At 52.9% G+C, this 12023-nt stretch carries 11 protein-coding genes; 3 read left to right on the top strand and 8 right to left on the bottom strand.

What is annotated here, in order from left to right:
• Window positions 1-203: 203 nt before the first annotated feature.
• From Q31b_RS03935 to aroH, 3 genes are all read right to left on the bottom strand, one after another.
• Window positions 204-2060 carry a sigma 54-interacting transcriptional regulator gene (locus Q31b_RS03935; RefSeq protein ID WP_449289925.1) on the bottom strand — a complete coding sequence of 619 codons (1857 nt, stop codon included), beginning with the start codon at window positions 2058-2060 and terminating at the stop codon, window positions 204-206.
• A gap of 131 nt (window positions 2061-2191) precedes the next feature.
• Window positions 2192-3160, bottom strand: a complete 969-nt coding sequence (locus tag Q31b_RS03930; protein ID WP_146598307.1) for a hypothetical protein — start codon at window positions 3158-3160, stop codon at window positions 2192-2194.
• A gap of 67 nt (window positions 3161-3227) precedes the next feature.
• Window positions 3228-3674, bottom strand: coding sequence for a chorismate mutase (aroH, locus tag Q31b_RS03925; protein WP_146598306.1), 447 nt, complete (start codon window positions 3672-3674; stop codon window positions 3228-3230).
• Window positions 3675-3793: 119 nt separating this feature from the next.
• On the opposite strand from aroH, the gene Q31b_RS03920 reads away from it, so the two are divergent.
• On the top strand, window positions 3794-4045 hold the full coding sequence (locus Q31b_RS03920; RefSeq protein ID WP_146598305.1) for a hypothetical protein: 252 nt from the start codon (window positions 3794-3796) through the stop codon (window positions 4043-4045).
• A gap of 141 nt (window positions 4046-4186) precedes the next feature.
• On the opposite strand, the gene Q31b_RS03915 is transcribed toward Q31b_RS03920, so the two are convergent.
• Window positions 4187-4855, bottom strand: a complete 669-nt coding sequence (locus tag Q31b_RS03915; RefSeq protein ID WP_146598304.1) for an HAD family hydrolase — start codon at window positions 4853-4855, stop codon at window positions 4187-4189.
• 187 nt (window positions 4856-5042) lie between these two features.
• Window positions 5043-5840 (bottom strand): SMC-Scp complex subunit ScpB, encoded by a 798-nt coding sequence (locus tag Q31b_RS03910; RefSeq protein ID WP_146598303.1) that lies wholly within the window; start codon window positions 5838-5840, stop codon window positions 5043-5045.
• A gap of 233 nt (window positions 5841-6073) precedes the next feature.
• On the opposite strand from Q31b_RS03910, the gene Q31b_RS03900 reads away from it, so the two are divergent.
• On the top strand, window positions 6074-6919 hold the full coding sequence (locus Q31b_RS03900) for a hypothetical protein (RefSeq protein WP_197170870.1): 846 nt from the start codon (window positions 6074-6076) through the stop codon (window positions 6917-6919).
• A 92-nt stretch (window positions 6920-7011) separates the two neighbouring features.
• Here Q31b_RS03900 and Q31b_RS03895 read toward each other — a convergent pair whose 3' ends face one another.
• Both Q31b_RS03895 and Q31b_RS03890 read right to left on the bottom strand, forming a co-directional pair.
• Window positions 7012-8886, bottom strand: coding sequence for an adenylate/guanylate cyclase domain-containing protein (locus Q31b_RS03895; RefSeq protein ID WP_146598300.1), 1875 nt, complete (start codon window positions 8884-8886; stop codon window positions 7012-7014).
• 9 nt (window positions 8887-8895) lie between these two features.
• Window positions 8896-9951 (bottom strand): prenyltransferase/squalene oxidase repeat-containing protein, encoded by a 1056-nt coding sequence (locus tag Q31b_RS03890; protein WP_315860379.1) that lies wholly within the window; start codon window positions 9949-9951, stop codon window positions 8896-8898.
• 307 nt (window positions 9952-10258) lie between these two features.
• Here Q31b_RS03890 and Q31b_RS03885 point away from each other — a divergent pair, with 307 nt between their 5' ends.
• Window positions 10259-10708 carry a hypothetical protein gene (locus Q31b_RS03885; protein WP_146598298.1) on the top strand — a complete coding sequence of 150 codons (450 nt, stop codon included), beginning with the start codon at window positions 10259-10261 and terminating at the stop codon, window positions 10706-10708.
• Here Q31b_RS03885 and Q31b_RS03880 read toward each other — a convergent pair.
• The gene (locus Q31b_RS03880) at window positions 10678-11658 is read right to left on the bottom strand and encodes an SDR family oxidoreductase (protein WP_146598297.1); all 981 of its coding nucleotides are present in this window, start codon (window positions 11656-11658) and stop codon (window positions 10678-10680) included. The two genes, Q31b_RS03885 and Q31b_RS03880, sit on opposite strands and share 31 nt — an antisense overlap.
• Between the last annotated feature and the right edge of the window lie 365 nt (window positions 11659-12023).

Here is a 12023-nt window from a genome sequence, read left to right as displayed (position 1 = left end):
GAACTTTTGAGCGATTACCCGCTGTGCCAACACGCAAGGGTTCTCGATCTTCCTACCCGCATCCAAAAACACGGATCCCCAGAAACCGCGTCTACCGACCACTCGGCAGGTGAGTAGGCAAAGATCGACCGACAGAATCCCAATCTTCGCAAGACGAAAAGAACATGTTGTTCAAACGGAGACGGCGAGCGACTAACGCTAAATTAACGTTCAATTTCATACTCGGCTAACTTTCGATAGGCGGTCGCACGACTAATACCAAGTAGTTTCGCAGCTTCAGGGATACTGCCACTCGTTCGCTCAATCGCTTTTCGAATAAGTCGTTTTTCCCATTCGTCGATTCGCAGCGTATCGAGTCGGCTAAGCCCCGCGTCACGAAGTCCAAGGTCCGATGCTTCGATGGCGGGATCGTCGGCCATCACAACGGCACTATCGATCACGTTGCGAAGCTGGCGAACGTTCCCGGGCCAAGCATATTGCAGCAGTCGATGGCGAGCCTCTTCGGTCAAAGCCAAAGAGGGTCGGCCATGTTGACGGCGAAAATGATCCAGAAAATGGCTAACCAAAGAATCAATATCGTCGCCTCGGTCTCGTAGTGGAGGAACGAATAATTCAAAGACGCTCAATCGATAAAACAAATCTTCGCGAAATCGTTTCTCACGCACGAACTCGGCCAGGTCTCGATTCGTTGCTGCGATGACGCGAACATCGACCAACACCTCTTCGGTCGCACCGACGGGTAGAAAGGGATGTCCTTCAAGAATCCGCAGTAATTTCGCTTGCCCTTCCAGCGTCAATTCACCAATTTCATCGAGGAACAATGTGCCACTGTGGGCTTGTTGGAACCATCCAATATGATCTTTGTCGGCACCGGTGAAGGAGCCTTTGCGATGCCCAAACAGTTGACTTTCAATTAGCTCATGGGGAATCGCAGCGCAATTGACCGTCAACATGGGGCGTTTCGCCCGGCGGCTTGCTCGATGGACGGCTCGGGCGACCAACTCTTTACCGGACCCGCTCTCGCCACGAATTAAAACGGAGCCACTCGCCGCCGCCACTCGACCGATGCGTTCCTTCAATTTCACCATAATGGGACTTGAACCAATCATTTCATCGGAGTCGGCATTGCGGTCGGCGATACGCTTCCGCTCTGCCTTGAGAGAGTCTCTTTCAAAGGCTTGGCTTAGCCCTACCGCCAACAGTCTTGAAGCAGCCACGACTAATTCGAAATGAGCTTGCGTAAATTTGGGTGTTCGGCGGTAAAGGTGTAGAACACCTAAGTTGGAGCCGTCACAAACGAGCGGAGCGTAGATAATGTCAGCCCAATTGTCATCGATACGATCGACTTCGAAATCGATCCCCTTCGAACGACTCCTGTTTTTCTGGCCACACGTCCGATCGCCTATCCAAATTGCTTCACCATCACTAACAATTCGTCGCACCAGAGACTTTTCGATGATAACCGATCCTTCGGAACCAGCGGGCAGGACTCTGCGCGGTTTGAATTGATTGTCTCCCGAATCAAACGTCAAACCGACGATGTCCGCTTCCGTTCGATCCCGCAACAGTTCAAGCAGTGTGTCGATGACTCCATCGGAATCGCGACAACGAAGTAGACTCAGGCTTAGGCTATAAAGGTCGATCAGATGGCCGGTCGCCGCGACGGTCGAGATTGGATCTTCGGCCTCGGCGAGCCAGCTCTTCTCAGTCTTGAAATCTTCGACGCTATACGTTTCCGTCAAGTTCGTTTCTTCGGACTCGCTGCCGCCCGGCCCGCTATCCTCTTCGATAAGTTCAAGTTCTGTCGATCCAATCGTGACGGTATTCGTGTGGATCAAACGAGCGTGGTCCGTCTTTTGACCGTTCACCATCGTCCCGTTGCGGCTGCTTGTATCGCGTAATTGCCAACCGCTTTCATCGAAATAGACGACGGCGTGAAAGCGGCTGCTAATGGGATCGGTCAACATGATTTCGCAGCTTTTGCCGCGACCGATATGCATGGGTCGATTCTCGTCGAGCGAGAACTGGCGTCCCTTTTCGGGGCCACTGCAAATTTTCAAGAAAGCTGACATCGTTCAAATGGACCGGTCGACAGGGTTGAATAAACGCAAGTCTCATAATAAGACATCCTGGCCTCATTGACGAGCTTCGAAAGATAGGTTTCCAGCGTCAAAAGCAATAATTTTGCGATTTAATTTACTTGATTGATTGAATGAGCAAGTGATTTCAGTGCCACAGGCAAGGGTGTGGGGTTTGACGCGAATTGTTGCCACCAATGGTCAATGAGGTTTCCGAGACTCGAATGATCGGAAATCCGCCACAGCGAAACGGCATCGGCAATCGGCAACGGGCTGGCAGACAATGGTTTGCCAGACAACGGTTTGCCAGACAACGGTTTGGCGGCGATCAATTCCAATTCAGCAGCGGCATTGAGTGTGATCGCTACGGCTGCAAAACTCCAAGCCTCGCACAAACCAACCTGCGTGACCGGCTTTTCACTTAAATGCTGCTCGATGGCAAGACGCGTGACGAGCCAAGCGACTCTCAACACTTCGGGAATTCTTGGATCGGCATTCGTTAACATCGCTTCGATCCAAATTTTCGATCCGCCCGAATCGAATCCGCCATCACCACCGCGCATCGGCTGAACCAGCAATGCATTGACCCGCGGTGGCCACCATGTTTTTGGAACGGTATCTTGCCAAATCTGTTTCGCGATTTGATGGAGCAAGCCAGGCCCCACCGAATCCCAATGGTCTCGGAGCGGTCTCGCTCGTAGTTCTAATTGGTCTTCTAATCGAGGAAACCGTTGAGTCATCACCAGCCGGCAATCGTCAATTTTGCGTACGATGGCACGCCCGGTTTGGTCCACTTGCAGTTCGTTGCACCCCGAGTGGGTGAGCACGATTTCGGCAGCAGCCACAAGCGAATCGTTGGCGAGCGATTGCGATCGCACTGTCTCCTGCACCATACCTTGCCAAAATTGCGGCACGTCGACCGAAGCTGACAGAAGTCGCTCGTTGATGGCCGTAACGAAAGGAATCAGCGATTCTTCGAGTTTCCGTTCTGTAATCGAGAATCCCATCGCGACGCAACGGGCTGCATGAAGCGTGCTAAGGGCCGAATCAGTTTTCCAACGAATTCGTGCTACCGATGCCATCAATGATACCTTTCAAAAATCGAAGGAGGGTTGCAGAACGGAATGAATTCCGTTTTACGTTCACAGTTCACGAACTCGAAGGCGGCGCGGGGTTTTCCTGCAAATGGTCTTGGATCCACTCTTCGAGTTCCGCGAAGTCGATGGGGGGGTACTCGGCCAGATCAGGACGCAGGCGTTTCGCGTTGTGTAGATAGACGTGCTGGATCTCGGACTGCTCCTTGTCGGTATTCCACAACAACATGACTCGTATACATTTTTCAAGCGAACCATCGACGGAGATCTCATAGCCGCAGATCATCGGGACTTCTACCCACCCGAGTTGCCGCGCAGCCAGTGCCGGGAACTCGGCTCGCAGGTCTTCGGTGACGGTAAATTGGGCATTGGCAAGGTCACTCGAATCGATCCCATTTTGACGAATCATCAGAGCAAGTAGTTGTCGAGTCGCCTTGAGAATTTCATGGCGGTCATCGATATCAACGGTTGTCGCTCCTCGAACTCCACGGCATGCGGTCATTGTCAACGAACTTTCGAGATAAAGAATAGAAATGAACGGGGCTTGAATTCATCCGCGTTACGCTAAGATGATGAATTCGAGGCTAACTTTCCCAACAACATAACCATTTAAGGACCGCAATGGCAGAACACAGCCGTCACCAAGAAAAAATCATCAAAAATTACTATCAGAACCGAGATGTCATTGGGCTTCAGAAAGCTCAAGAGGCGGTTACCGACCTGTATTTGAGTGAAGGAAAAAAACGCGTCCAAATCTGGAAGCGTTTGGCCAGCCATCTGGAGAAAATAGGCATTTCCGCGAAGCAAATTCAGCAACTGCAGGAGGACGACGACCCAGCCAAAGTGGCTAAGTTGCTCGAAAAACATGTTTGATTTTGTGCTTGCTGGCTCCCTGGTCGCTGCCTCGCCCCCCATTCCTTTCGTGGCATGACCGCGTGCCCATCGGGCTGAGTGCTTGACACGGACACACATGGGGCGATGCCCACGCGGTTCAACAAGTCTGAGAACGAATGTCTACTTGATTAGAGCATGTAATCTTGGGTCACGTAGCGATTCGGCAATCAAGATCGCTCCACCAAAGTCCTGCGTTTTCGTATGTTCGCTCGGTACCGCCACGGTCTGAGCCCCCGCTGCAACGGCGGCGCGGCACCCGTTGCCGCTGTCTTCTAAGACCAGCATCGACGCGGGGGCAATTTCCATCTTTGCAGCCGCCGATTGATACATCTCGGGATGGGGTTTTCCGTTGACGACATCGTCCCCGGTCAAGACAAACGATAACGAGCCCCTCCAATCGGAGCGGGCCAAAATCACGTCGACAAACATCCGCCGACTACTGGTGGCCAACCCAAAAGGCAATTTAGACCGCTGGAGCAGATCGATCCACTCGGCTAAACCTGGCATCGGCTGAAGATCCTTGACGAGCAGCGCTCCGAACAGGTCTTCCGATTCCAAAAGCAAACGTTCAGGTGAGTCATCGAGCTTGTGCATGTCGATCATCTGCTGCATCGCTGCGGTGCCAACGCGGCCCATCATCCGCGTTTGCAGTTCCTCATCAAAGCGGAACCCTCGCCGTCGGAGTATCTCGTCACCTACCTGCCAGTACAAACGTTCGGTATCAAATAAAAGCCCATCCATATCGAGCGCAACGCCTTGGATCGGCGGAAGAATGGGATTGTTTGACATGAAGCTGCAAGGGGATTTCGAAAAAATGGTTTGCGGACAAAGGATTTGCCCATCCTAAACCCGACGCGTAAGCAAGGACCGTACCCCGCAGACGCGTTTTGAAGTGCGGCTTTCGATCGTCGCACAGGGTTTTCGATCGTCGCACAGGGATCGTCGCACAGGGGAGGATTGGCGATAGCCCTGTCAACTAGGTGACACCTCTAAGACCTTCTTCTACTTGCGGCAAATCGTCAAGCGACTCCAGCTCGAAGAGAACGAGAAAACGTTCCGTTGTATAGTAATGGGGAATTGCTTTCCCCCCTTCCGATGGTGCTTTACGTTCGATGCTTAGCAGTTGACGACGGACTAGTTGATTGAGCAGCGGCCCACAATCTCGGCCTCGTTGATCCATTAACTTTTGTGCAGTGATCCCGTTTTGGTAGGCAACCAACGCCAAGACCTCGATCAAGCCCTGAGTTAATTTTGTTTCGCGAACTTTGCCTAGGAAAGACCGACGAATTTTCTCTTGTTGGGGCGATATCGTCATCCGGTATCCCTCGTCGCTGCGGACGATTCGCAACGCTTGGTCCGCTTGACGGTAGGATTCATTGAGTTGATCGATCAATGCAACCACCTCTTCGGGAGCGACCTCCCGCATCAGCGACGCAAGTCGCTGCTCGCTGAGTGATTTGTTCTCAGGATGGCCGACGAAAAGAGCACCTTCGATGATCGCTTCGGGCGTCACCAACTCGTCTTCTTCGAACGATGGATCTGGTAGAGCGGCGAGTTCGTCGGCCAATTCATCGTCGGTAGCGGACGCTTCGCTCGCCGGATCAATCGATGCAAATGCGTCCGGATCATGTTTGGCGGCGGCACGAGCGTAGGCAGCCCCAAGATCGTCCAATGAAAGCTCTTCTTCACTCTCCCGATCGGAATCCACTTCCCGATCGGAATCCACTTCCCGATCGGAATCTTGATCGGATTTGCCATTCAAATGACTGCTCATGGCCCGTTTCGCCTCGTTTCGTCCGTTTGAGTTTATTTTACACGACTTCTAGTGAAACGCATATTGGGAAACAAGATGATTGTTTCTTAACAAAAAGTGAAATATAAGTTCTTTTGCGAAACCATTGGTGATTTGCAAGGTTTAGTCACATATCAACAAGCCGTCGTTGATAAAAATACTCCCGTACTATGTCGACGGTAATACCACATCTCTTCTTAACAGGAAACAAGTTGATGAAACTCACACATTTCGTAGCAAGTCTTTTCGTCGTTGCGACGATGGCACTGATTGTCAGCGATGCTAGCGCACAAGGCGGTGGCGGCGGCGGCCGTGGCGGACAAGGCGGACAAGGGGCCACTGGTGGTCGCGGCGGAGCTGCTGGGATGATGGGCGGCCGAACCAGAGGCGGCGCCAACCAGTTGCTGAGCCTGCTGGCAGTGGAAGAAGTTCAATTAGAACTCCAGTTGTCACCTGACAACGTCGCAAAAATTCAAGAAATCGAAACCGGTGACCGGGCAGAACGTCCCGATCGTAATGCAACCGAAGAAGAAAGAGCAGCATACGTCGAAAAGATGCAAGCACAGCAAGCTGAGCAAACCAAGAAAATTCGAGGAGAACTCGAAAAAATATTGCAGCCCGAGCAAATGACCCGTCTCGATCAAATCGCAATTCAAGTTCAGGGCGTTGCCGCATTGTCGAATCCTGAAGTCCAAGCCAAGCTCGGGATCACCGAAGCTCAAAAAACAAAGCTCGAAACCGTTAACGCGGATGTCCGAACGAAAATGCAGGAAGCAATGCAGAATCGTGGAGACCGCGCTGCAATGCAAGAAGCGTTTGCCAATGTCCGCAAAGAGATGGAAGAGGCAGCGATGAAGGTCTTGACCTCCGAGCAACAAAAGGCCTTTAGTGACATGAAAGGCACGGCTTTTGAAATGCCTGAGCAAACGCGAGGTGCTGGACGTGGCAATCGTGGCACTGACGCCCAGGGTGGCCAACAAACCCGTGGCGGTCGTGGTGCTGACGCCCAGGGTGGTCAACAAACCCGTGGCGGTCGCGGCAACCGTCAAGCTGCTGAATAAGAGCGAGTTTCTTCCGCAAAACCGCGTGCCCAACGGGCCGCGTGTTTGCGTCGTGAAGACCGCAGCCTGATGGGCACGCGGTAGAACGAGCATCAATTTTTTCCAATATCGATCGCCCCCGACCAATCGTCGGGGGCGATTGCATTTTGTCCCTCAATGAATCGCAGCAATAGTCGGCTCGCGGAATCATGAACCGCCAAAGGCTCCAATCCAACCTGGGCTTGTGCCCAATCGCCCTTAATGAAGAGCAATAGCGACTTTTCATATTCCATTCGTTCCTTTGCGGAAAATGCCCGGTTCTGACCCGCACTCGCAACCAACGGCGTCAAGAGCTCAAACAGGTCAAATGCCTGAGAGAATCCCGCTGGCCTGACGCGTGCGAGTCGGCGAAATTGGAAATCACTTTCGGCGGAATCAGCCAACGCGTTGACCGTCGCTTGGTCGACGATCACGTTGACTCCAAAGCTCTTCGTCAACCCTTCCAAACGGCTCGCCAAGTTTACGACTGGCCCAAAAGCGGTCACCTTGACCTGATCGGCGGTGCCGATTTGGCCTGCGACCGCTGGACCACTTGCGATGCCGATGCCGTATTGCAGCAAATCGCTGCCGTTGTCTTTCGATGCGTGCTGATGGCGGATTTGCATCGCCGCCCGTGCGGCTCTCAGGGCACGATCAGATTGCTCAAGCGGCCATCCCCAGAATCCCATCGCAGCATCACCGTGAAAGTCCCCAATCACTCCGCCCGTTTCGAGAATCGCTCGAGTCATCAATCCCAATGATTCGCTGACTCTCCCCAACAATTCCAAAAGCGCGTCGGCGTGCTGTTCGCTTCGCCGCGAAAATCCACGTAGATCACTGAACATCACCGTCAACATCGTTTCACGTGGAGCTAAAACCTCGTCGGGAACACGCCGGGCCAGCGCGTCCATGACGACAGGTGCAAAGAATTGGCGGATCGCGGCTTGGCGCCGTTCAAGACGATGACTTTGGCGGAGATTGGCAACCATTGAGCCAACTAATTCCGCGAACTTTAAGTCGTCTTGCAATTCTTCAGGACCTGGGTTTGTCAAGAATTCGCCGCTGACATAAATCCCCCATCCACGGCAAGCCTCCGATCGAAGCGGTACACAATAGGCCCAGTCGACACCTTCCTGAGTCGTGTAGGCTGGCCAAGCGGTCTCCTGACCCATCTCCTGATCGGGCTCCTGCTTGGGCGCCGAATCAATCGGTTTGGATGGATGGGACCAGATTTGCAAGATGGACTCGCCCTTCGTGATCGCGTTTTGTACCAACTTTGTACTGACGGCAGCATCTCGCAAGTTCAGATTGCGGCTGTCATAGTGCAGGACCTCGACAGCGGAACGATTCGGCGAGCGGTTTGCAAAAGCGCCAGGAGACGAATCTCCGAGCGAAACAATTGCAACCGACGTGGCCGAGGGTGTCGCTTGAAGGAGCACGTTGGTCATCCGGACCAGTAATTCCTCATCCGCTTCGCTGCTGGTTATCAAGTCGGGCAGAAAGGTAAGCATCTCGATTCGCGATGCACCATCACGAAACTTCCGTTCACGCAGTTCCGTATGATTGTAGGCGTGTTCAGAAAGTGAACGCGATGCCGGATCATTGTTATTCGGATCGATGCCATCCGGCGTTACCACTCCAGGCCGATTGGCGAACGTGAACGTGGTTTCACCGATCACAAAGTGCTCGCCCACGCTTAGCTTAAATCGCTGGTTTTGCTGACCACGATAAAAAACGGCATTGCGTGCCGACATACTGCGAACGACTTCAAGTTGTTTATCGGCTAGTGTTCGCAGCTTGACATGTTTGCGCGAGATCATTCCATCCCAAGGAACGATCCAATCGCTCTCGGACCGCCCCAGACTAATCTCTCGTCCTGATGTCGGTTCCGGAAGCGGACGTCGCCAGCGATCAGAAGCGGCAGGGCCTTGGGCAATCAGATCGAGCATGGAGGAGACCTATTGGCGACAATGTGCAAGTGCTAATAAAACATAAGCTGTAACAAGTTGACGATCGCCTTCCATCCAACGATCACTTTCATTGTTTACCCATGACCCATCGGCCAATTGTTCGCCAAGCAATTGATCGACTAAATCTTTGCGCCAAACTCTTGGATTGCCGTCGGCATCGTCGATGATTTCAACGTTGGCGGCATCCAGTGCTTTCGCAAAGGTGTGGTAATAATAATACAAACCCGCGTGCCCCATGCCAGGATTCGTTTCCAGCGTGTAGTGATCACGAATGAACGTCATGGCGGCTTGCACGCGAGGATCATCGGGGGTCAATCCAGCATAAATCATACTCTTTAGCCCTGCGTACGTCATCGACCCGTAGCTTCGCAAGCCACCACCGACCGCTTCACCCGCTTGACTTTGCCCGCCCGCCGCCGGTGTGTAGTAAAACCCTCCATCGTTCACTTTGTTGGCAAATTCCGTGTCGTTCCCCTCATCCGCCAAATTTTGCGTGCGAACAACAAACTTCAACGCCTTTTGGATCGCTTCGTCATCGGGTCCGTTGCCGAGTTCATGCAGTGCCTCGATAAAAAACGATGTATTGGACAAGTCGGGCCGCTTGTGACTACCATAACCAGCACCCCCGTATTCTGGGGCCGACGGTTCAATGTCCTCACTTTCATCCCACTGCAATCCCTTCAGAAAACTCTCGGCACGCTTGAGCACACTGTCGTATTTTCCGTCACGATTGGCGGAAATTAAAGCACTGACGGAGACCGACGTCTCGTAATTTCGGTAGTACGACCCCTCCGCATAGATACCGCCATCACTTTGGATTCGCTTTTCGATGTAGGCGAGGGCCTTTTGAATCGCGGGATCGTTGATCGCTTGTGGACGATGCGTCAAGATTGCATTGACGCACAAAGCCGTGACAGCCACGCCCGTTTCGCCGCTAAACGAACCATCATCCGCCTGGCCGCGACTCTTCAGAAACTCAATCCCTTTCGCCGTCGCCTCATCAATCCGCGTATCGAGCGCCCGATTGTCGGGCTCCGCATCCATTGGCGTCTCGGCAATGGCGGACAATCCTGAACTCGAACAGACGAAAATCGAACACAGAACACTCGAATACAGAAGACTCGAACAAGACGGGACCTTTACCAAGCAATTCATATTCAAAACTCTATTTTTGGAGGAACAAAAGACGGTGTGATCGGCTCTACCCGGTTAATTGACATCATTGTCGCTAGATGGCACTTCATTTTACCTAGTCGTCATGGTTCGATGCAGGGGCAAGCCAGAAAATCCCGAATGGATTAGGTATCGCACTCATTGGATTACGGATTCTTCCTCGGACCCTTAAGTCGTCATGCTCTCCTATCGATCTTGCCGCATCGAAAAACCGAGAATGGTGCAAAAGGCGGGCCAGAACCGCACCTATCAGCGAATCGATTCGGCTCACCACCACGCGCCGCCCGTTGAAACCCAAGCAAACGCGATGCGATCGCCAGCGTTGAACGTCAAATTGGCGGCTTTAGCAGCCCACCAACCGTGTGACGTCGAAGCACACCCAGAATGGCTTTCGCTTCACAGCGACGATTTGATTGAACGTTTGCAAGCGTGGGCCGCCGACCTGGATGCTCGCGAAGTCCAATTAAACCATCGCGCTGCGATGCAAGATCAACGCGAAAGACAATTCCGAATGACCCAGCAAGGGATCGCCGCTGAGCTGAAAGAAAAACAGCTCGCGGCGGAGAAAAGAGAGAGTGAATTGCGGCGAAAAGCCCGTCAGTTGGCTTTCGAGACCAATTGTCGGTAATAGTCGATACTAAGCCGTAGCCCTTCTTCTATCCCGACGGCAGGCTCGAATCCCAACCGGTTTCGCGCAACGTTGATGTCGGCAAGAGAATCGCGGACGTCGCCCACGCGAGCGGGTTCGTGAACCGGATCGATTCCCTGCTGTAATATATCTCGCAGGGTACTTAGCAATTCAAGCAAGGTTGTTTGTTGCCCCCGTCCGATATTAAATGTTCCACCCGCTGCTTCAGGAACGGTTGCAGCCAACAGATTGGCGGTGGCAACATCACGTACAAAAACAAAGTCACGCGATTGTTGACCATCCCCGTAAATGATCGGCTTTTCATTCGCCAGAATCTTGGCGACAAACCGAGGAATCACAGCGCTGTATTCGCTTTGAGGATCTTGGCGAGGACCGAAGACGTTAAAGTAACGGAGCACAACCGTTTCGATATCAAAGCTACGCCCAAACGCTTTGCAGTAGGCTTCCGCCGCTAACTTTGCCGATGCGTATGGCGATAACGGATCGGTCGGGTCTGTTTCTCGTTTCGAAACAAATGGTGAATCACCATAAGCGGCACTGGTCGAAGCCAACACGAATCGTTTCGCACCACCCGAAGCTGCCGCTTGCAAGAGCTCCACCGTACTGGTTGCACACCATGCGTGACACAACCCCGGCTCGCGAATACTTCGTGGCACACTCGCCATCGCCGCATGGTGAAACACATAATCGACACCCTTCATCGCAATGGAGACATCGCCAGAATCCGATGCGTCGCCGCGAACCAATTCGACGTCCTTGTCCAATTGAGTGTGCTTCAAATTGTCCTCGAATCCGGTGCTAAAGTTGTCGAGTACACGGACTCGAGCTCCTGCACCACGCAACAGATCGACCAGGTGCGAGCCGATGAACCCCGCCCCGCCCGTGACTAAACACAAACGACCGCGGAGCTTTTCAAGAGATTTCGTCATGGATACGCCAAAATTGCAGGAGTGATGAAGGGTAAAGTTGACCCTGAAAGGATTAAAACGAGTGCATCAACCAGATTTGATTTGGGGATTAGCCGTTTGTCACCACTAAGAATGCCACTAAGCATGAAGATAAGAATCTTTCGTGGCTGTGGCTACCAGCCGCAGCTTACGGGGGCACGATGCCCCAGCCACTCTTGTGCCAAGCCTAAAATCAAGCCGTGACGAAGTACGAGGTCGCGTTTTGCGGCAAATGTCGCTCCGCCCCGCGAGCGAAAAGTATGTTCGATAGGGGATCGAGAGCACAAGAGTTATACCTGCGTCAATCGGTGGCCGCGATCAGCTCGGAGAGCGGATCGCGACCTTGC

The organism is Novipirellula aureliae, from assembly GCF_007860185.1.
In the GTDB taxonomy this organism is placed as follows: Bacteria; Planctomycetota; Planctomycetia; order Pirellulales; family Pirellulaceae; genus Novipirellula_A; species Novipirellula_A aureliae.
The sequence above is the reverse complement of the archived record's forward strand: the minus strand, read 5'-3'. Positions and strand labels throughout refer to the sequence as shown.